The organism is Flavobacterium sp. Leaf359, assembly GCF_001423985.1.
Taxonomy (GTDB): Bacteria; Bacteroidota; Bacteroidia; order Flavobacteriales; family Flavobacteriaceae; genus Flavobacterium; species Flavobacterium lindanitolerans.
The window spans coordinates 274,176-300,699 of the sequence record NZ_LMPW01000011.1; the positions used below are offsets into that span (position 1 = coordinate 274,176).

Here is a 26,524-nt window from a genome sequence, read left to right on the forward strand (position 1 = left end):
CCTAAAAAAACCATGTTAAAAAAGGATTTATTTTTGAGATTAATAAGTATTTTTGTGCCACAAAAAACAACCCACGACAATATTATATGAAAACAGATGCTTTTGCTTTAAGACACATCGGTCCGAGAGAAAACGATTTGCAGCATATGCTGAAAACTATTGGTGTTGAATCAATTGACCGATTGATTTATGAAACGCTTCCTGATGACATCCGTCTAAAAGCGCCGCTGAATTTAGAACCAGCCATGACCGAATATGAATATTTGAATCATATTCAAAAACTAGGAAATAAAAACAAAGTATTCAAGTCATATATTGGTTTGGGTTATCATCCTGCAATTGTTCCTGCAGTTATTCAAAGAAATATCTTTGAAAATCCGGGATGGTATACGGCCTATACGCCTTATCAGGCTGAAATCGCTCAAGGCCGTTTGGAAGCACTGTTGAATTTCCAGACAACTGTTATTGAATTGACAGGAATGGAAATTGCAAACGCTTCCCTACTTGACGAAGGAACTGCCGCTGCCGAAGCAATGGCATTGCTTTTTGATGTAAGAACACGCGACCAAAAGAAAAATAACGCTAACAAGTTCTTTGTTTCCGAAGAAATTTTGCCACAAACCTTATCGGTTTTGGAAACCCGTTCGACTCCAATCGGAGTGGAATTAGTAGTAGGTAACCATGAAGAATTTACATTCGGAAATGATTTCTTCGGAGCCATCCTTCAATATCCTGGTAAATATGGTCAGGTTTACGATTATGCCGCATTCATTGCACAGGCAAAATCCAATGAGATAAAAGTAGCTGTTGCTGCGGACATTATGAGTTTGGTAAAACTAACTTCTCCCGGAGAAATGGGTGCAGATGTAGTTGTTGGAACAACGCAACGCTTCGGAATTCCGATGGGTTACGGCGGACCTCATGCTGCTTATTTCGCTACCAAAGAAGAATACAAGAGAAGTATGCCCGGAAGAATCATTGGTGTAACTATCGACACTAACGGAAACCGTGCGCTTCGTATGGCTTTGCAAACTCGTGAGCAACATATCAAACGTGAAAAAGCAACATCTAACATTTGTACGGCTCAGGTTCTTTTGGCTGTCATGGCAGGAATGTATGCCGTATATCACGGTCCAAAAGGATTGGATTATATTGCCGGAAAAATACATGCTTCTGCAGTAACAACAGCGAATGCTTTAAGTAAATTGGGGATTGAGCAAACAAACTCATCTTTCTTTGACACAATTGTTGTAAAGGCAGATGCTCCGAAAGTAAGAGCTATTGCTGAGAAAAACGAATTCAACTTCTATTATATTGACAACAATACGGTTGCCATTTCATTTAACGAAACAACCGGTTTGGCAGACATCAACACTATCGTTTCTGTTTTTGCAGAAGCTGCCGGAAAAGAAACGATAAAAGTAAACGAATTGGCTACTCAAACACAATACAGTGAAAGTCTGAACAGAACCAGCACTTTCCTTACACATGAAGTTTTCAACAAACACCATTCAGAAACAGCACTGATGCGTTACATCAAAATGCTCGAAAGAAAGGATTTGGCTTTGAACCACTCCATGATTTCTCTGGGTTCGTGTACGATGAAACTGAATGCAGCTGCAGAAATGCTGCCTTTGAGCATGGCAAACTGGAATAACATCCACCCTTTTGCCCCTATTGAACAAGCTGAGGGTTACCAAACTATGCTGAAAAAACTAGAACAGCAATTAAATGTTATTACTGGTTTTGCAGGCACTACCCTACAGCCAAATTCCGGAGCGCAAGGGGAATATGCAGGCTTAATGGTTATTCGTGCTTACCACCAGTCAAGAGGTGAATCACACAGAAATATTGCCTTAATTCCGGCTTCTGCCCACGGTACAAATCCGGCAACGGCAACTATGGCAGGAATGCAGGTTGTGGTTACAAAAACATCAGAAAACGGAAACATTGATGTTGAAGATTTAAGAGCCAAGGCTATTCAATACAAAGATAACCTGGCATGTTTGATGGTTACCTATCCGTCTACCCACGGAGTTTATGAAGCTTCTATTATTGAAGTGACAAAAATCATACATGAAAATGGAGGACAGGTTTACATGGACGGTGCCAATATGAATGCACAGGTAGGATTGACAAATCCGGCCACAATCGGAGCGGACGTTTGCCACCTGAACCTGCATAAAACCTTTGCTATTCCTCACGGAGGCGGAGGACCTGGGGTAGGACCAATTTGTGTTGCTCCACATTTGGTAGAATTCCTGCCTACAAACCCTGTAATCCCTACAGGAGGAGATCATGCAATTACAGCTATTTCTGCAGCACCATGGGGTTCTGCTTTGGTTTGCTTAATTTCATACGGCTATATCACCATGCTTGGCGCTGAAGGTTTGACCAGCTCAACACAGCACGCTATCCTGAATGCCAACTATATCAAAGAAAGATTGAACGGACATTATGCTACTTTATATTCCGGCGAAATGGGACGTGCGGCTCATGAAATGATTATCGAATGCCGTCCGTTTAAAGAAAAAGGAATTGAAGTTACGGATATCGCCAAGCGTTTGATGGATTATGGTTTCCATGCACCTACAGTTTCTTTCCCGGTTGCCGGAACTTTGATGATTGAGCCTACGGAAAGTGAAAACCTGGAAGAATTGGACCGTTTCTGCGATGCCATGATTTCCATCCGTAAAGAAATCGAAAAAGCTTCTGCAGATGACAAGAACAATGTCTTGAAAAACTCTCCTCACACATTGGCTATGCTTACAGCAGACACCTGGGATTTCCCATACACAAGAGAAGAAGCGGCTTTCCCTCTGGAATATATCGCAGAAAACAAATTCTGGCCATCTGTTCGCAGAGTTGACGATGCTTATGGTGACAGAAATCTGGTTTGTTCCTGCGCTCCTATTGAAGCTTACATGGAAAGCTAACAGAAATTTTATATAACAAAAAAGCCGATAGTAAAACTATCGGCTTTTTTTATTTTGGATACTTATTAGTATTTATAAGCAACTCCTTTTTTGATAACCTGTGAACCACCCAAAGCATTAGAACTAGCACCAACAGTAGCTTTATCTGCCATAAGCAAAATAAAAGGACATCCTAATTTAGCAGCTTCCATTTTTAGTTTTTTCTCTGCTTTCTTATCACCTGTATTACCTGTCTGGAAATTGATAAGACCGGTCTTACCTCTTACCTCATCTACTTTTTTCAATCCTGCGATATAAGATTTCTCCTCAAGGATAACAACTTTTTCCCAGTCTTTTTCAGAGCTCACTTCAATTTTCTCAGAAACCTCTTCTACTCTCCCGCTTTTGCCGTAAACAATTTTTTCAATAGCATATTTCCCTATTGAGTTTTCAGCATCCTCTCCATCATATTTGAAAACAACCACATATTCATCCAAACGAATAACTTTCCCGTTTACGGTTTCCCCGCTGTGTTTAAAAATTTTGTCCGATTGTGCAAAAATTAACGACGAAGTCATTAATAACATTAATAATAAAATACTTTTTTTCATTTTTTTAAGTTAAAGATTGATTTTTGGCGCAAATATAAGATTTTTACTCACAAAAAAAAGTCCAATTACTTTTAACCTTCAGATTATTAAGCTAATTTTAAGACTCACAAAAAAGCGTCATGAAAGACCTCGAAAATCGCGAAGATTTAATTTTGTTAATGGATAAATTCTATCAGAAATTGCTTCAAAATAAAGCAATTAGTTATCTGTTTACAGATATTGCCCAAATAAACATGGAACATCACCTGCCGGTTATTGTAGATTTCTGGAATCTCAGCCTGTTTGGAAAAGGCAATTATAAAAACAATGTGCTTAAACTCCATTTAGACCTTAATGAAAAATCCAAACTGTCTCCGCAACATTTTAAAATCTGGCTTGATACGTTCTACCTGACTGTAGACGAAAACTTTTCAGGAGAAAATTCGGAAAAAATAAAGACCAAAGCACTTTCCATTGCCAATGTAATGCAAATTAAACTGCATAAATCAGCTTAAAATAAAATCATATTCTTAGTTATTGAGCTTAAAAAATAACTATTTGATAATTATATGCATGCATAATACTTTTTTACAAAGAAGCGCGTTAATTTTTAATACATTAGCAAAAAACATAATCATTCAATAATGAACATAAAAATCATAGGTTCTGGCAGCTATATACCGGAAATCAGAGTTGCTAACCACGACTTTGACAATCATATTTTTCTGGACGACAATAGTGAGCCCTTATCACACCCTACTGAGCTTATTATTGAAAAGTTTAAGGATATAACAGGAATAGAAGAACGTCGCTATGCTGACAGACATTTACTGGCTTCTGATATTGGTTTTCTGGCTTCTCAAAAAGCAATTGAGGATGCCAATATAGATGCCGAAACTATAGACTATATTATTGTCGCCCATAATTTTGGTGATGTCCAATATGGAAAAATCCAATCCGACATTCTGCCGAGTCTGGCTTCAAGAATCAAACACAAGCTCCAGATAAAAAATCCCAAGTGTGTAGCCTATGATATCCTTTTCGGATGTCCCGGCTGGATTGAAGGCATACTGCAAGCCAATGCTTTCATCAAATCAGGAATGGGAAAACGCTGTCTGGTCATTGGAGCCGAAACACTTTCAAGGGTTTTGGACCCGCATGACCGCGATTCCATGATTTATGCTGATGGCGCAGGTGCCACCATAGTAGAAGGCACTGATGGAAATGACGGTTTACTATCCTATGAAAGCGCAACTTTTGCTTATGAAGAAGCAAACTACCTGTTTTTTGGGAAGTCCTATAATAAAGAACTTAATCCGGATGTACGCTACATTAAAATGTACGGTCGAAAAATTTATGAGTTTGCCTTGAGTCAGGTTCCTATGGCTATGAAAAGCTGTCTTGAAAAAAGCGGAATCGACATTTCGGAAGTCAAAAAGGTACTTATCCATCAAGCCAACGAAAAAATGGATGAGGCAATCATCAACCGTTTTTACAAACTCTTCAAGGCAGTTCCGCCAGCCGGTGTTATGCCTATGAGCATTCACAAATTGGGCAATAGCAGTGTGGCAACTGTACCAACACTATATGATTTACTTATCAAAGGAAAAATCGAAAATCAGGAACTTCGTAAAGGAGATGTTATTATCTTTGCATCCGTTGGTGCGGGAATGAATGTAAATGCATTTACGTATCGGTTATAACAAAAGTTCCGGTTTCAGGCTTCATTGCTCGAAGCCTTAAACTTGAAACAAGATGTACGAAAAAACTTTTCCAGAAAAAAGATTCAAGCTTACGCTCGATTTTTTAAATAAACATATCAATTCTTCTGAAACAATCCTGGACCTGGGAGTTGAAAATCCATTCTCGAAAATTATGAAGGAAAACGGATTCCAGGTTATTAATACCACAGGAGAAGACCTTGATAAAGATCAGACAGCTCTTCAGTCACAGCAATACACAGTGACAACGGCGTTTGAAATTTTTGAACATCTGCTGAATCCGTACACTGTGCTTCAAAATATTAAGTCCGATAAATTATTTATATCTATCCCAATGCGCCTTTGGTTTTCACCTGCTTACCGTAGCAAAACCGATATGTGGGACAGACACTATCATGAATTTGAAGATTGGCAACTGGACTGGCTATTGGAAAAAACCGGATGGAAAATACTCGACCGTCAAAAATGGACAAATCCGGTAAAAAAGTTTGGAATCAGGCCTTTATTGCGAAGATTTACAAACAGGTATTATATAGTATACGCAGAGAAAGTACATAATTCCTGACTTTATGAACTATTATATCGTCATTCCTGCCCACAATGAAGAAGCTTTTATTGCACTGACATTACAGTCGTTGGCAGACCAGACAGCTGTTCCGGCAAAGGTTGTTGTGGTAGATGACAATTCAACCGACAATACTTCGGCAATAGTCCAGGAATTTGCCTCAAAATACCCCTACATACATCTTATTCAAAAAAAATCTGAAGTTATCCACCTCCCGGGAAGCAAGGTTATTCAGGCTTTTCACAAAGGATACGAAACTCTGGACAGCAATTATGATATAATTGTAAAATTAGACGCCGACCTAATACTGCCGGAAAACTATTTTGAAACGATAATCAATATTTTCAAATCAGACCCAAAAACAGGCATGGCGGGCGGTTTTGCCTATATCGAAAAAAACGGCGATTGGATTCTTGAAAACCTGACAGACAAAGACCATATCCGCGGAGCTTTTAAAGCCTATCGCAAACAATGTTTTCTACAGATTGGTACTCTTAAGCCTGCTATGGGATGGGATACCGTTGATGAATTGTTGTGTAAATTTTACGACTGGAAAGTAGTAACAGACCAATCATTAAAGGTTAAGCATTTAAAACCGACCGGCGCCAATTATAACAAAACAGCACGTTACAAGCAGGGCGAAGCTTTCTATACATTAGGTTATGGTTTTTTTATTACGGCAATTGCTTCCGCAAAACTGGCAATGCTAAAGAAAAAACCTTTTTTGTTTTTTGATTACATCAGAGGCTTTTTTAAAGCCCAGTCTCAAAAAAAGCCGTTACTCGTTACCCGAGAACAGGCTAAATTTATCAGAAACTACCGATTGAAAAAAATGAAAGAAAAGCTATTCTGATTTGCAGGGTTATTTATTAGTTAAAAAACTCACAAAGCAAAACCAGCTACTCTTGACAATTTTCGTATTTTAGCCATTATTTAGAAACTCATAATGATAATTCGATACTTAACCCAGATAGGACGCTATTTTATTATGTTGAAGGAAATCTTCAATAAGCCAACAAAATGGTCCTATATGAAACAACTTATCCTGAAGGAAATTGACGATTTGATTATCGGTTCCTTAGGAATTGTTTCTTTTATTTCATTCTTTATCGGAGGGGTTGTTGCCATCCAGACGGCGCTCAACCTGACAAATCCTCTGATACCAAAAACCCTAATCGCTTTTGCCACAAGGCAATCTGTTATTCTGGAGTTTGCCCCTACCTTTATTTCCATTATCATGGCCGGAAAAGTAGGGTCTTTTATTACTTCGAGTATTGGAACAATGAGAGTAACGGAACAAATTGATGCATTGGAAGTCATGGGAGTTAACTCTCTCAACTATCTGGTATTTCCAAAAATCATTGCCTTGATGCTTTATCCTTTCGTGATTGCCTTAAGTATGTTCTTAGGTATTTTGGGAGGTTATATGGCTTCCGTATACGGAAACCTGACATCAAGCGACGAGTTTATTATGGGTCTGCAAACGGAATTTATTCCATTCCATATCGTGTATGCCTTTATAAAAACAATGGTTTACGCCTTAATCCTGGCAACTATTCCTTCCTTTCATGGTTATTATATGAAAGGTGGTGCTTTGGAAGTAGGTAAAGCCAGTACCGTTTCCTTTGTCTGGACGAGTGTCGTGGTGATTCTCATGAACTATATTCTAACACAATTACTTTTAAGCTCATGATTGAAGTAAAAGATATAAAAAAGTCATTTGGCGATGCACAGATATTAAAAGGGATTTCTACCACTTTTGAAGCCGGAAAAACCAATCTTATTATTGGGCGAAGCGGTTCCGGAAAGACAGTATTGCTGAAAACATTGCTTGGAATCCATACTCCTGACGAAGGAACTATTTCTTTCAACGGGAAAATCTATTCTGAATTGAGTAAAGATGAAAAGAGGGAATTGAGAACCGAAATTGGAATGGTATTTCAGGGAAGTGCTCTTTTCGATTCTATGACGGTTGAAGAAAATGTAGGTTTCCCGTTAAAAATGTTTACCAACAAGAAAAAAAATGAGATACGCGACCGTGTCAATCAGGTACTCGAAAGAGTGAATCTGGTGGATGCCAACAACAAGTATCCTTCAGAAATTTCGGGAGGTATGCAGAAACGTGTGGCCATTGCAAGAGCTATTGTAAACAATCCTAAATATCTTTTCTGTGACGAACCAAACTCCGGATTAGACCCGGAAACTTCCATATTGATTGATGTACTCATTCAGGAAATTACCAAAGAATACAATATGACAACCGTCATCAATACGCACGACATGAACTCGGTTTTGCAGATTGGCGAAAAGATTGTATTCCTGAAAAACGGAATTAAAGAATGGGAAGGAACCAATGAAGAAATTTTAGAAACGAAGAACAAATCAATTGTTGAATTTGTTTACTCGTCCGACCTGTTTAAAAAAGTGCGTGAAAGCCTTCTTGCCGATATCGAAGACGAAGACAAAGAAGAAAATAAATAGTTTAAACATTGAATACAGACCCGGTAAATGAATCCCGGTCTGTATTTGTTTTTTTCCTGTTACATAAATTAAAATGTATTCGGCATATTGTTATCAACCATTACTGATAGTGATTGTCCATAATATCTTTATAGCCTTTGGTATTGTGTAACCAGGGGATATGGCCTGAATTTAAAACTATAAACACCTTTGCTGTTGGATAACGGTCAATCACAAAGTTTTTACTTGTTTTATAGATATCCTGTTCACCATACAAGATGGTTATTTTAAAATCCGGATTCGACAATCCCTTCAAAAGCGGGTACTTTATGATTTCTGGCCTTGTCTTATTTATCGGAACTGCTTTCAGCAGATTAAAATCTTCACTATTATTAGAAGTGCCTGTAGGTATAAATCCGTCATTATAGTTTTTCATTACCTGTTTGAAAAGACGCTTATAAGCCTTATCACTTCCTAACATTCCCAGAAAGCTGTTCATACCCATTTTTGTCCATTCCCAGCCAGTAGTTTTGGATTTATTCAACTGCATTACTTCTTTTTCAGTCTGCTTCCACTGAGTATTGGTTCCCGAACCGGGACTACACAAAAACAGGCTGAGTAAATTATCAGCATATTTTTCAGCATAGATTTGGGCATAAAGTCCACCCCAGGAATGCCCCCACAAATGGAACTTATCAATCTGATAAAATTTCCTAATAGCTTCCAGATCGTACAAATAAGCTTCCATTGAATAATCTTTGCTTGGACAAGGTGATTTTTCTGTTCCTCTCTGGTGAAATGTAATGACTTGAAAACTGTCTTTTAAAGAATTGACAACTTCTGTAAGGTCACTGGGAAAACCCGGGCCGCCATGTAAGAGGACTATTGTTTCCTTATCAGATTTTGGATAAATGACAGTAAACAGCCTGTCTGCTTTATTATCGATAATATTGGTTTGCATTTGCTTATCGTATTTCAAGACCGGATAGTCATTGCCGATCGATATCGTCTGTAGCTTCTTAATCTATTTCCTTTTCCGCAAGTTCCTTTAATTTTTCATTCATTCGATTAAAGCCTTCTTTAGTTTTCTTTGGATTGAACATCCATACAAACAGCCCTTTGAACTTTTCGCTTTGGATAAAAGTTACGGTTCCGTCTTGATTGTCTATGAGTTCGAATTTATGTTCTCCATCAAACAATCCTCTAAATAATACCTTGCCTCGCCAACTCAATTCCTTTTCTTCTATTTTAGTAATCACGATGGGCTTGAAAGTCATTTTCTTTCCGCCAGGCGGATGGATACCAACCTTAATTTTATTACCTATGTCAACAGCACCTTTAACGGAACTCACAAAAGGATTCCAGTTTGGGTAATTTTCAAAATCGGTAAGGATTGACCAAATTTTTTCGGGTGTTGCCTGAATAACAATTTCTGTTTTGATTTCTTTTGCCATCACTGTTATACTCATCAAAAGGATTGCTGATATTAAAAATAGACGCTTCATTTTGTGTGGTGTTTAATTGAACATCACAAAGGTCTGTTTTGCATAACGATGTCGGCTTGATAAAAATCAAGAATTTAAGAAAATTGCTTTTTTCTTATCCGGCTAAAAGTTTCAGGTGTCATACCCAACATTGAGGCAATGTATTGCAATGGAACCTGATTGAATAATTCTTTATTGTTTTCGAAGAAAAAACAATAGCGTTCTTCTGCTGTCATAGAAAGATGGCTAAAAACCCTGTCTTCCAGTGTTGTAAAGCAATGTACGATAAACTGCTTCTCTAACTCAGCCCATTTTGGAAGAACAGTTTTTATCTTAGCGTATTCGCTTTTCCTGATGGTATAAATCTCTACATCGGTTAATGCCTGAATAGTCCAACGGGCCGGATGGTCAAAAATAAAACTGGATAAATCAGTAACGAAGTAACCTTTTGTAGAAATCCATTGTGTAATTTCTTTGGATTTAGTTTCGAGAAAAATTCTCAAAAAACCGGATTGAATAAAACTTAATCGATCACATTTTTTGCCTGTTTCCAGAAAAAAATCTCCTTTTTTCAATAGCTCCGGCTCAAATAAAGTGGTTATGGCTTTTAATTCTTCTGTGCCAGCAACTCCAAAATATTGTTTCAGACTGATTTCAAACTCTGTCATTCTTTTTCATTTTTTGGAAATATCCCGATTCCATTATTAAAGTCTTTATGCTTTCGCTCAGATGAATTGAATAAAATTGATAAAAAAAGAGGCTGTTATTTTCAGGCAGCCTCTTTTTTTTATTTGTTTACAATCTCTCGGATTCTCTTTATTTCCTGCTCTTTCCCTTTAGGATAAATCAACAGTACATCTTCCTTGTCAACAATGATATAATCGTTTAATCCATCAATAACGATTAATTTTTTAGCATCGGTACGGATAATATTATTGGAAGCATTTTCCAAAACTACAGACGCGTTTACGACAGCATTCAACTGGTTATCTTTTGGAAGTTTTTCATACAAAGAGCCCCATGTTCCTAAATCGTTCCAGTCAAAAGTGGCCGGAAGCACAAACACATTAGGCGCTTTTTCCATGACAGCATAATCAATCGAAATATTTTCAGATTCGGCATAATTCTCTTCAATAAAAACTTTTTCCAAATCTGAATTATAGGCTCCATAACCAAGCATGAACAAAGCATACATCTGCGGCTGATAGGTCTCAAAAGCCTGTATAATCGATTTTGCGCTCCAGATAAATATTCCGGCATTCCAAAGAAAATTACCGCTCTTCAGAAACTCTTTTGCTGTTTCATAATCCGGTTTTTCCCGAAACTGACTTACTTTTTTTACTTGGTTTGCATCCGACTTATCGTATTCGATATAGCCAAAACCTGTGTTCGGAAAAGTAGGCTGTATTCCCAAAGTCATCAAAGCATTGTCTTTTTCGCAGAAGTCAAAAGCAGTCTGTAAATCGCTTACAAATGCCGTTTCATCTTCAATCCAATGGTCGCTTGGAGCCACAACCATAACAGCATCAGGATTTATCTTTTTTATTTTTAATGAAGCATATAAAATACAAGGAGCCGTATTCCTCATGGCCGGTTCAAGCAATACCTGTTCCTGGCTTACCTGAGGAAGCTGGTTTAAAACCAAGTCATTATAGCTCTCATTGGTCAGAATAAAAATATTTTCTTCCGGTATTAGTTTAGACAGTCTGCTGAATGTCTTTTGAATCAGGGTTTCTCCTGTTCCCAACATATCGTGAAACTGCTTTGGAAATTCGCTGGTACTAACCGGCCAAAATCGGGAGCCCACACCTCCAGCCATTAATATGGCAAAATAATTTTTATTCATCTTGGATAAATCGTTTATACAATCTCTATGTAAATATTCTTATTTCTTAATTCAAATCAAAATCGTTTAATCAACATTTAACATCTGGCCGGCAAAAGCTCAACCTCAGCATTGGGACTAAACAAATAGATTCTTCCCGTGCTTACTTCCTGGCATTCGAACCTTTTGATTCTCTGAGCTCCTTTCTTAAATATTTTGCCGTTATGAATCCTGAAAAAACTCCCGTAAGGTATTTCAAAAATATAACTTTTGTCGTTTTCTTTGTCAAATTGTTTTAAGGCCAATGACAAAGTGGCATCGGTATCACTACTTGCCGCAGGATTCCTAAAATGCCTCGCCATTAGCGGTAAAACCTGACTTGGAAAAATCTCAGGACGGATAAAAGGCACCATCAATTGCTGGAAGGTATATTTCCATTCGTTACCATGAGGTTTAATATTCCTTCCAAACTTTTTAAAAGCCACAAGATGCGCAATTTCATGAATCAGCGTCATCAGGAACTTGTATTTATTCAGGTTTGAATTTATGGTAATTTCATGTTTTCCCCCGGGGCCTTTTCTATAATCACCGTGGCGCGTTACCCGTTCATTGACAATTTTAAGATGGACCTCATTAGCCTTAATTAATTCGAAACAGGATTTCACTGCATGTTCAGGGAGATATTTTGATAAGACTTCACTCATTATTACAAATTTATTTATTTTTGGTAGAAATGCTATACATTTAGAATATGATTGAGGAAATAAAAATATATTATGATGAATTAGCATCCACTTACGACCAAAACAGGTTTGGAAATTCCTATGGTACCTACATTGACATCCAGGAAAGAGCCTATTTAAAAAAGTGTTTGCCTCACCTCAGCTCGGCTAACATTTTGGATTTAGGCTGTGGTACAGGAAGATTTCTGGACCTGGCAAGCCACGGAGTAGATATCAGCCCAAAAATGATTGAAGTTGCAAAGCACAAATTCCCGGAGAAAAACATCAGTCTGGGCAGTGTTTCTGATATTCCCCATCCTGATGCTTTCTTTGACATTATATTTTCTTTCCATGTCATAATGCATTTGGACAAAGCCACTGCAAATGATTTCCTTAAGGAGTCGCATCAAAAATTAAAAAAAGGCGGGAAGCTAATTTTTGATTTTCCTTCTCAAAAAAGAAGAAAACTTTTCAATTATAAAAAAACAGGCTGGCATGGCGCCAATGCTCTTTCAATAAAAGATATCGAAAGTCTTATAACTCCAGACTGGACCATAAAATATTACCGGGGAATCCTTTTTTTTCCTATCCACAGATTTCCTTCTTCAGCCCGACCTTTATTGCAAAAAATAGATGCCTTTTTTTGCAAATCCTTTCTCAAAGAATATTCTTCCTACCTCGTCATCGAATTAGAAAAAGCTCAACCAAGTGAAAAAACTTATCCCAACCGCAATAAAACTAAAATTCAGGGTGATTAAAAGACATATTACCGATTTAAAATTTATCTCTAAGAATCGCTTTGCCCAAAAAAGACCACAAGAAAATATATCCGGTTTCTCTATCACAATTAAACAGGAAATAAAAAAAGGAACCCATTTCGACAACAAAATCCACAATCTGAAACTGGCCTCGAAAACAATCAATCAAGTCTGTATTTATCCTGACGAACTTTTTTCTTTTTGGAAAATAGTGGGAAATCCTTCCGAAAGAAACGGTTTTAAAAAAGGACGGAATATCGTAAACCAGAAAATTTCTGAAGAAACCGGCGGCGGACTTTGCCAACTTTCCGGAATTATTTACCACACGGCTCTCCTAGCCAATTTAGAGATACTGGAAAGGCATAACCATTCTGTAGACATCTATTCAGAAGAAGAGCGATTCACTCCCTTAGGGGCAGATGCCACTGTGGTTTATGGTTATAAAGACCTTCGGATTAAAAACAACAATCCTTTCCCTGTCCAATTCAAAATCGAAATCGAAGGTTCCGGCATTAGTTGTTCCCTAAACAGTCAAAAAGAGATTGAAGAACACCATGTAACTTTCAATATCATAGATAAAGGCAGGAAAATTGAAGTGGTTACTTTTATAGAAAATAAAAAAGCGGCAATTTCTTTCTACAACAAATTAAGGAGTTGAGGAAGATACCTGAAGGACTTTTCCGTTATAGAACTTATTCCCTTTTAGGGTAAAATCATAAATATAATCTGCCATTTCTTTGGCCGAAAGTGGTGCCTGGTAACCCGGGAAGGCTTCAGCAAGCATTTCGGTCTGGACAGAGCCTAACGCCAATACATTAAAAGAAATGCCTCTTTCTTTATATTCTTCAGAAAGCAGTTCAGAAAGCGTAATAACAGCACCTTTACTGGAACTGTAGGCAGACAGTCCGGCAAATTTCATACTTCCCTGAATGCCGCCCATACTGCTAATTGTCACTACATGGCTTCCGGGTTTTAAATAAGGCAGTGAGATTCTTGTCAGCGAAGCAACACCAAAAACATTTACCTTATAAATCTGCTCAAAATCTTGCGTAGATGTTTCTGAAAAAGGTTTTAACAACAACGCCCCTGCATTATGAACGATTGCATCAACCTGTTTCCATGCAGAAGAAAGGAAGTTTTCGATTTTAGCCAAATCGGCTTCATTCGCCAGGTCAACAGAAAGACAGGTAATATTTGGATTTTCTATTAATGCCTTTGGTGTTTTTCTGGAAATGGCCAAAACCTGATGGCCTTCGTTTGCAAATAACAAAGCCAGTTCGTAACCAATTCCTCTGCTAGTTCCTGTTATAATGATATTTTTCATCTCAATTTTTAAATCGCAAAGCTATCTTTGCATTATATAAGTTATACTTTTCGATATATAGATCTCTTAAATCTGCATAATTCTTTTAATCTGTGGCTAAAATAAAATTCGTAATTGAAGCCGGTCGGACAAAACAAACGTATCATTAGTCATTAATTATTTTTTTCAAAACTATTTCTTTTTTTGGAAGAATGGGTTGGTTTTAGCTAAAATAAAAAATCCTGCCATTAGTCTTTCAAAATACATCCCTGCACTCTCCTCCATAGAACCATTTTTTAAGTTTTATCGTGAAATTTACGAGAATCATCCTTTTCTTACATTCTCAAAATGCCACTAAAATTGTTGAATTCCACACTTTTTTGGAGCAAATTCCACACTTTTACACAGATTCCCCATATTCCACAATAATTCAAAACCCAAGAATACCATTGATTTACAGTTATTTACATATAATTCGCATTGCTTTCTCAAAATGGCACATTTCTTTCTATTAACTAATCGAAAAAGAAACACAGCTATTACCACAAAAAAAATTGTTATGAAAAAGATTTTAGTATTAGCCGCATTAATATTGAGTTTTGGAGTAAACGCTGCGGCATCAGATAAAGCGATAAATGAAATTTCCCTAACCCAGGAAAAACAATATAAACCTATTGAACCATCTGCTATTCCTGCTGATGTTTTAAAAACCATCAGTTCTAAATATGGCGGATATACAATAAAGGAAGCGCACGTTGCTAGCGACGGAGAATACAAGCTGGTCCTATCAAAAGATGACAAGACCGTTACTGCTTATTTCACGGCTACAGGTGAGTTTATAAAAGAAGCATAGTTTAAGTTAAGTTTGTTGAAGGAAGAATTTATAATTCTTCGCAATATAAAGGAGATGTGGGGGCATCTCCTTTATTGTTTTATATTATAACATATATTAACATTTAAAATTCGTTTAAAATTTTAAATTTGTGAAAACATTTATACCCCAATATGAGCTCGAAAATTTTGGTGATTGATGATGACACGTCTTTTTGCGTAATGCTGAAAACCTTCTTGCAAAAAAAAGGTTATGATGTTACCAACGCTTTCAATGCGAAAGAAGCTGAAGAAGCGATACGAAATCAAATTTTTGATGTTGTCCTTACGGATATCCGATTGCCTGACAGTGATGGTATTCAGATATTAAAATATATAAAAGAGACTTCTTTTAAAACCCAGGTCGTCCTAATGACCGGTTATACAGATATTAAAACAGCTGTCAGCGCCATGAAAATGGGAGCTTACGATTATGTAGGCAAACCTATCAATCCTGACGAAATTCTCCATACTATAGAACAGGCCTTAAAAAAGAGACTTGAAAAGCCGGAACAGCCTGTTACCGAAAAAAAAGAGAAAAAGGAAACTTCCTCTTCCGATTTTGCTTTTGTAAAAGGGGGCAGCTCGACATCCAATCAGCTTCATGAATACATCAGTCTTGTTTCGCCAACCAACATGTCGGTACTCATTATTGGTGATAGCGGTACTGGAAAAGAATATATTGCCCACACCATTCACACACAGAGCAAACGAAAGGACAAGCCTTTTATTCCTGTGGATTGTGGTGCCATTCCTAAAGAACTTGCTTCAAGCGAATTTTTCGGACACATAAAAGGTTCCTTTACAGGAGCTATTAATGATAAAACGGGACATTTTGAAGCGGCAAACGGCGGGACGTTATTTTTGGACGAAGTAGGAAACCTTTCCTATGAAGTCCAGATTCAGTTGCTTCGTGCATTACAGGAACGAAAAGTAAAACCAGTAGGAAGCAATCATGAAGTTAAGGTTGATATTCGTGTTATTGCTGCTACCAACGAAGACCTTTCAGAAGCAGTCAAGCGAGGTGATTTTCGTGAGGACCTTTATCACAGGCTCAATGAATTCTGCATTCAGGCTCCAAAACTGAGTGAAAGAAAACAGGACATCATGGTTTTCGCACACCATTTTCTGGCTTTGGCTAACGACGACCTTGAAAAAAACATCGAGGGTTTTGATGACGAAGTCATTGAACTATTCATGAATTATGACTGGCCGGGTAACTTACGTGAGATGAAGAACACCATCAAACGTTCTGTATTATTAACCAAGAGCAATTCTGTTCCTATTGACGTATTGCCACAGGAAATGCGTTCTGCCATTGAGCAGGAAAACGCTATTCCTTATTATTCGAAAGAAAATGAAGAATCGGCTATACGCTCAGCTTTGGAAAAAGCAGGCTTCAATAAAACCAAAGCGGCTAAATTGCTGAATATCGATAGGAAAACGCTTTATAACAAATTGAAATTATACAGTATCGACCTTTAGTTTTTTAGTTGCTGAGCGACTTAGTATCTCAGCAGCTAAGTACTTAAGTACCCTATTTGACAAACTAACTTCAAATCTCCCTAAGAAATTCATTTTAGACGCAGATTTAAGGAAATCTATATCAATTATAAAAGGTGTGAAAAGCTCGTTTTCTATAACTTCCTATTTCGCAAACAAAACACACGACCTTAGTAACTCAGAACCTTAGCAACTTAGCATCTCTTTAACTAATTTCCTTTTCCAATTCAGAAATAAGGACTGATAATTTTTGGAAAATAATTGCTACATACTTTTCCATTTCTTCCTTATCGTATTCCAAACTCTGGTCTTCTATTGGTTCTAAGAGGTCTGAAATTGAATATACTTCCATTTGTTTCAGCATCGGAATCATTTTATGGGCAACTTCCGACATCCTTTTGAGGTTCATTTCACAGGTAGCTTGTCGCAACGCTTCGGTGTTTTCGGAAACGCTGGTGATAAAAGTATCCACAATTAATTTTAAAGAAACCGGATCGTTTTGAGTAAACTTATTCAGGCTTGACAAATCAAACAGCTTTTCATCTTTCCTTGCTTCTGCTACCTGAACAGCAACATCTACCGGCTTTCCATTAAATATGGATTTCATAAGAAGCAACAACTCTTCCAGGCGCAGTGGTTTTGGATGGAATGCCGTAAATCCTTTGCTTGTAAAATCTTCAGGATTAAGGTTTCTTTTACCAGATAAGGCAATTACAGGAATAGCTGCTATTTCCGGATTATTGTTATTGCGAATAATTCTCACTAATTCAAATCCGTCAATATTAGGCATCTGTATATCGCTCAGGACAAGGTCAAATTGTTCGTGCTCCAACAGATTTCTCACTTTGGCTGCGTCAACCAGTGTAGTCACTTTTACTGGATAATTCGCGAAAATTTCTTTCATAAGCGAAAGCTGCATCGCATCGTCATCAACAATCAGAATTCTTTTGTCTTTCAAAAATTCCGTTTCCGAATCCAAATTTGGAACCCCAACCTCAACAGCTTCAGCTTCTGATTTTATAGCCGGAATCGTAATCGTAAATATGGAACCTTTATTTTCTTCACTATCTACCACTATATCTCCATCTAAAAGCTGCAGCATTCTTTTCGCAATCGTCAAGCCAAGACCAGTTCCTCCAAATTTCTTTTCTATTCCGGCATGCGCTTGCGTAAACTCTTTAAAAACCGCTTTTTGCTTGTTCTTTGCAATCCCGATTCCGGTATCGATTACAGAAACAACAATGGTAGCCGATTCTACCCTGGCATGAACCTCAACAGATCCTTCCTGGGTGAATTTTATAGCGTTTGAAATCAGATTGGTCAAAATTTGCTTCAGCCTGTAGGGATCAGATATAAAATTGTCATCCAACACTTCTTCCACATCCCAATTGAGCTCTATTCCTTTATTCTCTGCATTTGGCTCTAATGGTTTGCAGGTACTTTCAATCAGGTCTTTAAAATTAAAGCTTACTTTCTCAATATTAATGCGGTTGTTTTCCAATTTGGAAAAATCCACCAAATCATTAACCAGCTTTAATATATAATTTGAAGAATGTTTTATATTATCTAAGTATTGTAACTGTTTTGGATTAACATCGGTATTTTTTAACAGGTCTGAAAAACCGATCACGCTTCCCAATGGCGTCTGTATATCGTGCGTAACGGTAGCCAAAAGCATCATTTTACTTCGCAACAGGTCTTCTTTTTCAGCATTAAGGGCTTCAAGCTGGTTTCTGTAATTTTGGTTTATGGTAAGGTCTCTTATTATTATATAGCCAAAAACAATCAGGAGACAGAATGTTATGGCACCAACCCATGCAATAGTTTGGATTGTATTATCAATAGCCCGTTTGGATTCATTAATTTTTGCATATGATTTTTCCAACATCTGCTTTTCTAAAGAAGAAAGTACGGTTCGGAGCTGATCGGAAATATATCGGTTTTCATCAAGCATTTTCTGCTCCTTACCCACTAATTCATATTGCTTATCAATTTCTCTTGAAGCTTCTTTCCTTATTGCTCCTTGAATAGCCATAGTAAGGGAATCATTGGAAAGCGGCAGTTTACTCAAAGAGTCCAGCTGTTTTTTCGTAAGTACTTCATTTAAAAACGAACGGTACTGCTGTCTTCCCGAAAACTGCACCGGTTTTATTTTTTTGACCAATGAATCTTTAGTGTAATATACCTTTCTTTCGGCTCTTTTATAGGTTGCCCTCGTATCGAGATATTTCCTGAATTCTATAATTTCATTGATACTGTTTTTCTTTCTCTGCAAGAGGTATTGAATCGTATCCAGCTTAGGAAGCTGTGTTTTATCCGCTTCTGATTTTATAGCTTCAATTTCTAATTTTATACTGTCAAGCAGTTTGGTATATTCATTAAGATCTGCCTTAGAACCTGTCAATATTGAGTTTCTCCCCACAGTTTCAGAAGCATATAAACTGGCAATGGCATTACTGACACGGATTACCTTTTGGCTGTCTGCATTGGCATTATTACTGGGAGTGGCAATTTTTAGGATTTCAGAATAGATAAACCAGACCGACAAAGCGGCTATTACAAAAAGCAACAAATACCCTATAATAACTTTTACTTTTAAAGATCTCGGTTTCTGACTCATGAGGATAAAGATAGTATTTTAAAATAATTTGTTAAAAAAAAATCCAGCAGAAACTGCCGGATTTTTTTAACGTCAAAATTTGACAAATTTATGCATTCAGGATACTTCTTGAAATTACGATTCTTTGAATTTCTGAAGTTCCTTCATATATCTGGGTGATTTTTGCATCACGCATCATTCTTTCTACATGGTATTCTCTAACATATCCGTTACCGCCATGAATCTGTACCGCTTCAATGGTAGTATCCATTGCTGTTTGGGAAGCAAACAATTTTGCCATTGCTCCTGATTGTGAAATGTCTTGTCCAGCATCTTTTTCACAAGCCGCTTTCAGGCAAAGCATTTCTGCCGCACTGATTTGCGTTGCCATATCTGCCAGTTTAAAAGCAATGGCCTGGTGCTTGGAAATTTCTTTCCCGAAAGCTTTTCTTTCTTTTGAGTATTTCAATGCCAGTTCGTAAGCTCCGGCTGCGATTCCAAGTGCCTGAGAAGCGATTCCGATTCTTCCTCCATTCAATACCGCCATTGCAAAATTGAATCCGAAACCTTCTTCACCGATTCTGTTTTCTTTTGGAACTTTCACATCTGTAAACATTAAAGAATGTGTATCAGAACCGCGAATTCCCATTTTTTGCTCTTTCGGGCCAATTTCAAAACCAGCCCATCCTTTTTCAACAAGGAAAGCATTAATTCCTTTATGTCCTTTTTCAATATCGGTTTGAGCAATTACAATATAAGTAGAAGCTGTAGCTCCGTTAGTAATCCAGTTTTTTGTACCATTCAAAAGGTAATGGTCACCTTTGTCAATTGCTGTTGTTTTTTGAGAAGTCGCATCACTTCCGGCTTCCGGTTCAGAAAGACAGAAAGCTCCTATTACTTCACCTTTAGCCAAAGGCACAAGGTATTTTTGTTTTTGTTCCTCATTGCAGTATTTCTCTATACCTGCACAAACAAGTGAGTTGTTCACAGACATTACTACTGCTGCCGAAGCATCTACTTTTGCAATTTCTTTCATTGCCAAAACGTAAGAAACGCTATCCAATCCGGCTCCACCATATTTTGGGTCAACCATCATTCCAAGGAAACCTAAATCGGCCATCATTTTGACCTGTTCTGTTGGGAATTTTGAATGTTCGTCTCTTTCAATTACACCTGGAAGCAGTTCTGCCTGAGCAAAATCTCTTGCCGCTTGCTGAATCATCAGATGTTCTTCGGTTAGTTTAAAATCCATAATTTTAAAGGTATTATTTGCCGTTTTATTGTTTTTGTGCGCCCAAATGTAAATATTAAATATCAAATTTTCAATAAGATTGCCTAATTTTGGCGCTATGGCTAAAGAAAACTATAACGTTATCGGAGTTATGTCAGGCACATCCTTGGATGGTATTGACCTGGCCCATATAATTTTTAGTCGGTTGGAAAACCGCTGGCACTATCAAATTGAGGAAACCAAGGCAGTTCCTTATACAGAAGACTGGGTTTACAGACTAAAAAAAGCAGTAGATTTTTCACCAGAAGAACTCGAAAAACTAAATACAGATTATACCTTATTATTAGGGAATGTGATTTCTGATTTTATCGCAGCAAATCAGTTGGAAAATCTGGATGGAGTGTGTTCTCACGGACATACTATCCTGCACCAGCCCCAAAACGGTTTTACCTTACAGATTGGAAATCTTCCGGAAATAGCAAAACTTACCAATCAGAAAGTAATCTGCGATTTCCGCGTACAGGATGTGGATTATGGCGGACAGGGAGCTCCATTGGTTCCAATTGGTGACCGTTTCCTGTTTCCCGAATATGATTTTTGCCTGAATCTTGGCGGCTTTTCTAATATTTCCTTTGAACAGGATGGTAAAAGAATCGCATTTGATATTTCTCCTGTCAATACGGTACTTAATTTTTATGCCGACCTATTAGGTTATGAATATGACGACAAAGGAACGATTGCCCGAAGCGGAACTATTTCTGAACTGCTATTACAGGAACTTAACAACATTGATTTTTATGCTCAGGCCTATCCTAAATCCCTAGGCTATGAGTTTGTAAAAACAATCGTACTGCCTATGATGGAAAGACATAACATTTCCATAGAAGACAAATTGCGGACTTTTACAGAGCATATCGCTATACAGACTTTGTTAGCCGTTCCTAAAAAAACAGGAAACCTTCTGGTAACCGGAGGTGGCGCCTATAATAAATTTTTACTCGAGAGAATGGCCTTCCATTTGCCTGAAATGAAATTCGAAGTGCCGGATGACAAAACGGTACAATATAAAGAAGCGCTGATTTTCGCCTTACTTGGCATTTTAAAACTGCGAAATGAAGTGAATGTACTGGCTAGCGTGACCGGAGCCAAACACGACCACAGTTCCGGAAAAATATTCCTGCCTTAAACGGAATTTCTAAAACTTTGCGCATTGATGCTTTTAAAACTATATTTGCAAACCAATAAAAAACAACATACAAATAATACAATATAATGAAAGATTTACTTAAGAAATTTGAGAATAAAGAGCCTGAAATAATATTCAACTGGAAAGATTCCGAAACTGAAGCCGAAGGGTGGACAGTAATCAATTCGCTTCGTGGTGGTGCTGCCGGAGGTGGAACAAGAATGAGAAAAGGACTTGACGTGAATGAGGTTCTCTCTTTGGCAAAAACCATGGAGGTAAAATTTTCAGTTTCAGGGCCGGCAATTGGCGGAGCTAAATCCGGCATCAATTTCGACCCGAACGACCCAAGAAAAAAAGGCGTTTTACAAAGGTGGTATAAAGCCGTTTCTCCTTTATTGAAAAGCTATTACGGAACCGGAGGCGATTTGAATGTTGATGAAATCCACGAAGTAATTCCAATGACTGAAGAATGCGGTGTATGGCACCCACAAGAAGGAGTTTTCAACGGACATTTCAAACCAAGCGAAGCTGATAAAATCAACAGAATCGGACAATTGCGTCAAGGTGTTGTAAAAGTTATTGAAAATCCTATCTACTCTCCTGATGTAAACCAAAAATATACAGTAGCCGACATGATTACCGGTTTTGGTGTTGCGGAAGCGGTGCGTCATTTCTATGACATCTACGGCGGAAACATCAAAGGTAAAAAAGCCATCGTTCAGGGATTTGGAAATGTAGGTTCTGCCGCGGCTTATTACCTGGCTAATTCGGGAGCGAAAATCGTGGGTATTATCGACAGAGATGGCGGAGTTATCAACGAAAACGGTTTTACTTTTGAAGAAATCAGAAATTTATTCGTTAATAAAAACGGCAACCAGCTTGTAGCTGACAATATGATTCCTTTTGCAGAAATCAATCAAAAAATATGGACTATCGGTGCTGAAATCTTCACTCCGTGTGCTGCTTCAAGATTGGTTACTCAAGAGCAATTAGACAATATGGCGGCTGCCGGATTGGAAGTAATTTCATGTGGTGCTAACGTTCCATTTGCTGATAAAGAGATTTTCTTTGGCCCGATTATGGAAGCTGCCGACAAAAAGATAAGCCTGATTCCTGACTTTATTTCAAACTGCGGAATGGCAAGGGTATTTGCTTATTTCATGGAGAAAAAAGTACAGATGACAGACGAAGCTATCTTTAGCGATACTTCTGAAACCATCAAAAATGCAATCCAGAAAGCGCATGACCTGAATGCTGACAAGAAAAACATCAGCGCCACTGCTTTCGAAATTGCCCTAAAACAGTTGGTCTAATTATTGATAGTATTCAGATAACATTTTTTCGATAATTACGTTATCTTTATCAAGCATAATTCGCAAAAACTATGAATGTCACCCTTTCTGACGAACAAAAAAAGTCCTTAGCCATTACAACAGCTTTGTTTGCGTTGCTGCTATTGCTTTTGTTTCTGATCAAATTTGCTACCGAGGAAAGAATCCAGGAACTTGCCGGAGGCGGAGGTGGAGGTGTGACCGTAAATTTTGGCGATAGTGAGTTTGGTTCTGGTGCTGATTATACCAGTGAGGTTTTAAAAGTAACCCAAACGACAAAGTCAGCACCACAGCCAACAGCCAGCTCACAGGAAGACATTTTGACGCAAGACTCTGATGAGGATGCTGTTTCTATTACCGAAACAAAAAAGCCTGTCAAAACAGAAGTCAAAAAACCTACTACTACTCCGGTTGAAGTCAAAAAAACATCCAAATCCACAAATGATGCACTTTCCAGCATTTTGGGCGGCGCCAATAAAGGCGGTGATGGTGACGATGGAATATCCGGAAATAAAGGAAAGCTGAATGGCGATAAAAATTCCAACAATTATTATGACGATGGTGGCTCTGGCGGAGGAACCGGAGGCGGAAACGGACCGGGTAACGGTCCCGGAAATGGACCGGGAAGCGGACCAGGCTCTGGTGGCGGAAGCGGAGGCGGTTATTCATTAGGAAACCGAAAAGCTTTGTCAAAACCAATGCCCAACAGCGATTGCAGTAATGAAACCGGGGTTGTTGTTGTTGAAGTTTCTGTAGATAAAAACGGTAATACCATTAGTGCTACTGCCGGAATCAAGGGAACTACCATTACAGCCAAATGTTTAAGAGACCAGGCAAAACAAGCCGCCATGAGAACTAAATGGCAGGCAAGCAGTGATGCCCCTGACCGCCAGGTTGGTAAAATCATTTATAACTTCGGCTTAAATTAAATTACTGAAATCATCTCCTGATGACCTATACCGAAACCTTAGACTGGATGTTTAGCCAACTGCCAATGTATCAAAAACAAGGCGCTTCGGCTTACAAAGAAGACCTGACCAATACTGTTTTATTAGCCAACCATCTTCATCATCCGGAAAAGACCATTAAAACAATTCATGTAGCCGGAACTAACGGAAAAGGCTCTACCTCTCATTTTCTGGCTTCGATTTTACAGGAAGCCGGATATAAAACCGGACTCTATACTTCTCCTCATTTAAAAGATTTCAGGGAAAGAATAAAAATTGACGGCAAAGAAATCTCAGAAGATTTTGTGATACAATTTATCGCTGCAAACAAATCTTTTTTTGAACAGAACCAGTTGAGTTTTTTTGAAATGACCGTTGGACTGGCCTTTGATTATTTCCGTCAGGAAAAGGTAGATATTGCCATTATTGAAGTGGGTATGGGCGGGCGATTGGATTCCACCAATATCATTTCTCCTTTACTTTCTGTTATTACCAATATCGGGATGGACCATGTACAGTTTTTAGGCAATACGATGGAAAAGATTGCTTTTGAAAAAGCCGGAATCATCAAACCAAAAACTCCTGTAATTATTGGAGAATATACTACAGAAACGAGACCCGTATTTGAGAAAAGAGCAACAGAAATGCAGTCTGAAATATACTTTGCTTCCGATTTAATCAACACTACCTTCCCTTCTACCCTTACGGGAGATTATCAGGAACAGAACAAGAAAACCGTACTGCAAGGCATTAGGGTATTGCAAGCACAAGGCAATTTTATAATTTCTGAAGAAAACATAAAAGACGGATTCTGGAACGTGATTAAAAACACCGGATTGCAAGGACGTTGGCAGCAATTAAAAGAAGCTCCTAACGTAATTTGCGATACAGCTCATAACAAACACGGACTGAAAATTGTTATGAAACAGGTCGCTCGCCAAAAATTTGACATACTGCACATTGTTTTGGGTGTTGTAAATGACAAAGATTTGGATGATGTACTGCCTCTTTTTCCAAAAAATGCCAAATATTATTTTTGCAGGCCAAATATTCCCCGCGGACTAGACGCAACAGCATTACAAGAAAAAGCAGCAACTTTTGGACTTAACGGAAAAGTATACTCCTCTGTTGCAGAAGCTTACAAAATCGCTTTAGAAAATGCTTCTGAAACGGATTTTATCTACATTGGCGGAAGCACATTTGTAGTGGCAGAAATTTTATAATTTTTACGAATATTGTTTGCAGATATAAAAAAACAGTCTATATTTGCACTCGCAATAGGGCGATTAGCTCAGTTGGTTCAGAGCATCTGGTTTACACCCAGAGGGTCGGGGGTTCGAATCCCTCATCGCCCACAGAAACTTAAGCCTCACCAGGAAATCCTGGTGAGGCTTTTTCTTTGGCACAACGTTTACAAATTATTGCCACAGGTTCTTTGTTTTCAGCAATGGCTACAAAAGTAAAACCTCACTAACAGCTTTCTCCCAACCTTCACAATACATCTGTCAATCCAGACAACCTATCTTTACTTTCAAACTTGTTTACTTACTAACCGCATCATAAAAAAATCCCAAACTCTTTTCGGAATTTGGGATTTAGTTATTAAGCAATTGTCTTATTTATCTTTTTATAATTTTAATAATTTTAGCGGAATCACCACTGGTTACCTTAACAAAGTAATTCCCTGACGGTAAATTCGAAAATTCCACTACTCCGTCATTCGCATTTATCGATTTGGCATACACTTCCTGGCCCAATACATTATTTACACTTATAGTATTAATTGTATGGCTATATTTAATGTACAGCACGTCCGAAGTTGGATTTGGATAAAAACTAAGTTTCGTATCATTAAAAGAATTCGTACCCAAGGCAACCGAAACCGTTACCGGATAGGGAGCACTGCTACAGCCTTGACTTGTCGTATAGACTGCATAATAAGTAGCTCCGTTCACCAAAGTTGTAGTGCTGTTCAGCGGATTAGTATGCGATATTGCATCTGATTCAGAGGCATACCAGACAACAGTTGACGGACTGATAACAATATCAGAGATTGTTGCATCACCGGAAACGTCAACGGTTATTATCTGGGACGATTCACCAACCGGAGATTCCGAATTGTTTATGGTTAAATTTAATATTGCCGTGTTGGTACATCCGGAAGCGTTAGTTGTAACATGGGTGTACGTTCCGCTCGTTGTGTAAGTCGTTCCGTTTGCCGCCCAGGTATAACTGTTGCAGGCCGTTTCGGTAAGGCTTGATGTCGTGCTGTTGTTGATGGTCAGGTTCAGCGTTGCGGTGTTCGTGCATCCGGAAGCGTTGGTCGTAACATGGGTGTAGGTTCCGCTCGTTGTGTAAGTCGTTCCGTTTGCTGCCCAGGTATAACTGTCGCAGGCCGTTTCGGTAAGGCTTGATGTCGTGCTGTTATTAATGGTCAGATTCAGCGTTGCTGTGTTCGTGCATCCGGAAGCGTTGGTCGTAACATGGGTGTAGGTTCCGCTCGTTGTATATGTC

Annotated in this window: 25 protein-coding genes and 1 tRNA gene; 16 read left to right on the forward strand and 10 right to left on the reverse strand. The window is 38.2% G+C overall.

Features of this window, described 5'->3' with window-relative positions:
• The first annotated feature begins 86 nt into the window (after positions 1 to 86).
• Entirely contained in the window at positions 87 to 2,936 is a 2,850-nt protein-coding gene (gene gcvP, locus ASG38_RS08090) for an aminomethyl-transferring glycine dehydrogenase (RefSeq protein ID WP_056068948.1), read from the forward strand.
• Between the two features lie 65 nt (positions 2,937 to 3,001).
• Here gcvP and ASG38_RS08095 read toward each other — a convergent pair whose 3' ends face one another.
• Positions 3,002 to 3,526 (reverse strand): hypothetical protein, encoded by a 525-nt coding sequence (locus tag ASG38_RS08095; protein WP_056068950.1) that lies wholly within the window; start codon positions 3,524 to 3,526, stop codon positions 3,002 to 3,004.
• A gap of 119 nt (positions 3,527 to 3,645) precedes the next feature.
• On the opposite strand from ASG38_RS08095, the gene ASG38_RS08100 reads away from it, so the two are divergent.
• From ASG38_RS08100 to ASG38_RS08125, 6 genes are all read left to right on the forward strand, one after another.
• A complete protein-coding gene (locus ASG38_RS08100; RefSeq protein ID WP_056068952.1) occupies positions 3,646 to 4,020 on the forward strand; it encodes a group III truncated hemoglobin in 375 nt (124 codons plus the stop codon).
• Positions 4,021 to 4,149: 129 nt separating this feature from the next.
• Complete coding sequence (locus ASG38_RS08105; RefSeq protein WP_056068954.1) at positions 4,150 to 5,208, forward strand: 3-oxoacyl-ACP synthase III family protein; 1,059 nt, start codon at positions 4,150 to 4,152, stop codon at positions 5,206 to 5,208.
• Positions 5,209 to 5,260: 52 nt separating this feature from the next.
• Positions 5,261 to 5,791 carry a methyltransferase gene (locus ASG38_RS08110; RefSeq protein ID WP_056068956.1) on the forward strand — a complete coding sequence of 177 codons (531 nt, stop codon included), beginning with the start codon at positions 5,261 to 5,263 and terminating at the stop codon, positions 5,789 to 5,791.
• A 4-nt stretch (positions 5,792 to 5,795) separates the two neighbouring features.
• Positions 5,796 to 6,644, forward strand: a complete 849-nt coding sequence (locus tag ASG38_RS08115; protein ID WP_056068958.1) for a glycosyltransferase family 2 protein — start codon at positions 5,796 to 5,798, stop codon at positions 6,642 to 6,644.
• A gap of 90 nt (positions 6,645 to 6,734) precedes the next feature.
• Positions 6,735 to 7,484: an ABC transporter permease gene (locus ASG38_RS08120; RefSeq protein WP_056068960.1), complete on the forward strand. Its 750-nt coding sequence runs from the start codon at positions 6,735 to 6,737 to the stop codon at positions 7,482 to 7,484.
• Complete coding sequence (locus tag ASG38_RS08125) at positions 7,481 to 8,272, forward strand: ABC transporter ATP-binding protein (protein WP_056068962.1); 792 nt, start codon at positions 7,481 to 7,483, stop codon at positions 8,270 to 8,272. The genes ASG38_RS08120 and ASG38_RS08125 overlap by 4 nt, the downstream gene beginning before the upstream one ends.
• Positions 8,273 to 8,372: 100 nt before the next feature.
• Here the strand turns inward: ASG38_RS08125 and ASG38_RS08130 are convergent, their stop codons facing one another.
• From ASG38_RS08130 to ASG38_RS08150, 5 genes are all read right to left on the reverse strand, one after another.
• Positions 8,373 to 9,212, reverse strand: coding sequence for an alpha/beta hydrolase (locus ASG38_RS08130; protein WP_082482184.1), 840 nt, complete (start codon positions 9,210 to 9,212; stop codon positions 8,373 to 8,375).
• 58 nt (positions 9,213 to 9,270) lie between these two features.
• Entirely contained in the window at positions 9,271 to 9,756 is a 486-nt protein-coding gene (locus ASG38_RS08135) for an SRPBCC domain-containing protein (protein WP_082482185.1), read from the reverse strand.
• 74 nt (positions 9,757 to 9,830) lie between these two features.
• A complete protein-coding gene (locus ASG38_RS08140; protein WP_082482186.1) occupies positions 9,831 to 10,403 on the reverse strand; it encodes a Crp/Fnr family transcriptional regulator in 573 nt (190 codons plus the stop codon).
• Positions 10,404 to 10,522: 119 nt separating this feature from the next.
• On the reverse strand, positions 10,523 to 11,581 hold the full coding sequence (locus tag ASG38_RS08145; RefSeq protein ID WP_056068968.1) for a mannose-1-phosphate guanylyltransferase: 1,059 nt from the start codon (positions 11,579 to 11,581) through the stop codon (positions 10,523 to 10,525).
• Between the two features lie 77 nt (positions 11,582 to 11,658).
• On the reverse strand, positions 11,659 to 12,264 hold the full coding sequence (locus tag ASG38_RS08150) for a SprT-like domain-containing protein (protein WP_056068970.1): 606 nt from the start codon (positions 12,262 to 12,264) through the stop codon (positions 11,659 to 11,661).
• 47 nt (positions 12,265 to 12,311) lie between these two features.
• Between ASG38_RS08150 and ASG38_RS08155 the strand changes: the two genes are divergently transcribed.
• Together ASG38_RS08155 and ASG38_RS08160 are read left to right on the forward strand one after the other, a co-directional pair.
• Positions 12,312 to 13,040 (forward strand): bifunctional 2-polyprenyl-6-hydroxyphenol methylase/3-demethylubiquinol 3-O-methyltransferase UbiG, encoded by a 729-nt coding sequence (locus ASG38_RS08155; RefSeq protein ID WP_056068972.1) that lies wholly within the window; start codon positions 12,312 to 12,314, stop codon positions 13,038 to 13,040.
• Positions 12,991 to 13,698 (forward strand): VanW family protein, encoded by a 708-nt coding sequence (locus ASG38_RS08160; RefSeq protein WP_082482187.1) that lies wholly within the window; start codon positions 12,991 to 12,993, stop codon positions 13,696 to 13,698. The genes ASG38_RS08155 and ASG38_RS08160 overlap by 50 nt, the downstream gene beginning before the upstream one ends.
• Here ASG38_RS08160 and ASG38_RS08165 read toward each other — a convergent pair.
• A complete protein-coding gene (locus ASG38_RS08165; RefSeq protein WP_056068975.1) occupies positions 13,687 to 14,364 on the reverse strand; it encodes an SDR family oxidoreductase in 678 nt (225 codons plus the stop codon). The genes ASG38_RS08160 and ASG38_RS08165 overlap by 12 nt on opposite strands.
• A 538-nt stretch (positions 14,365 to 14,902) precedes the next feature.
• On the opposite strand from ASG38_RS08165, the gene ASG38_RS08170 reads away from it, so the two are divergent.
• The gene (locus ASG38_RS08170; protein WP_157486102.1) at positions 14,903 to 15,196 is read left to right on the forward strand and encodes a hypothetical protein; all 294 of its coding nucleotides are present in this window, start codon (positions 14,903 to 14,905) and stop codon (positions 15,194 to 15,196) included.
• A 152-nt stretch (positions 15,197 to 15,348) separates the two neighbouring features.
• Positions 15,349 to 16,698, forward strand: coding sequence for a sigma-54 dependent transcriptional regulator (locus ASG38_RS08175; protein WP_056068979.1), 1,350 nt, complete (start codon positions 15,349 to 15,351; stop codon positions 16,696 to 16,698).
• A gap of 223 nt (positions 16,699 to 16,921) precedes the next feature.
• Here the strand turns inward: ASG38_RS08175 and ASG38_RS08180 are convergent, their stop codons facing one another.
• Both ASG38_RS08180 and ASG38_RS08185 read right to left on the reverse strand, forming a co-directional pair.
• The gene (locus ASG38_RS08180) at positions 16,922 to 19,336 is read right to left on the reverse strand and encodes a hybrid sensor histidine kinase/response regulator (RefSeq protein ID WP_056068983.1); all 2,415 of its coding nucleotides are present in this window, start codon (positions 19,334 to 19,336) and stop codon (positions 16,922 to 16,924) included.
• 88 nt (positions 19,337 to 19,424) lie between these two features.
• On the reverse strand, positions 19,425 to 20,567 hold the full coding sequence (locus tag ASG38_RS08185) for an acyl-CoA dehydrogenase (protein WP_056069107.1): 1,143 nt from the start codon (positions 20,565 to 20,567) through the stop codon (positions 19,425 to 19,427).
• A 97-nt stretch (positions 20,568 to 20,664) separates the two neighbouring features.
• On the opposite strand from ASG38_RS08185, the gene ASG38_RS08190 reads away from it, so the two are divergent.
• From ASG38_RS08190 to ASG38_RS08210, 5 genes are all read left to right on the forward strand, one after another.
• Entirely contained in the window at positions 20,665 to 21,732 is a 1,068-nt protein-coding gene (locus ASG38_RS08190) for an anhydro-N-acetylmuramic acid kinase (RefSeq protein ID WP_056068986.1), read from the forward strand.
• An 86-nt stretch (positions 21,733 to 21,818) separates the two neighbouring features.
• Positions 21,819 to 23,045 (forward strand): Glu/Leu/Phe/Val dehydrogenase dimerization domain-containing protein, encoded by a 1,227-nt coding sequence (locus ASG38_RS08195; protein ID WP_056068989.1) that lies wholly within the window; start codon positions 21,819 to 21,821, stop codon positions 23,043 to 23,045.
• Positions 23,046 to 23,116: 71 nt separating this feature from the next.
• A complete protein-coding gene (locus ASG38_RS08200) occupies positions 23,117 to 23,992 on the forward strand; it encodes a hypothetical protein (RefSeq protein WP_056068992.1) in 876 nt (291 codons plus the stop codon).
• Between the two features lie 20 nt (positions 23,993 to 24,012).
• Complete coding sequence (locus ASG38_RS08205; protein ID WP_056068995.1) at positions 24,013 to 25,233, forward strand: folylpolyglutamate synthase/dihydrofolate synthase family protein; 1,221 nt, start codon at positions 24,013 to 24,015, stop codon at positions 25,231 to 25,233.
• A 57-nt stretch (positions 25,234 to 25,290) separates the two neighbouring features.
• Positions 25,291 to 25,365: transfer RNA gene (locus ASG38_RS08210), tRNA-Val, on the forward strand.
• A gap of 264 nt (positions 25,366 to 25,629) precedes the next feature.
• On the opposite strand, the gene ASG38_RS08215 is transcribed toward ASG38_RS08210, so the two are convergent.
• On the reverse strand, positions 25,630 to 26,524 hold an 895-nt coding region (locus ASG38_RS08215), incomplete at its 5' end, for a T9SS type A sorting domain-containing protein (RefSeq protein WP_157486104.1).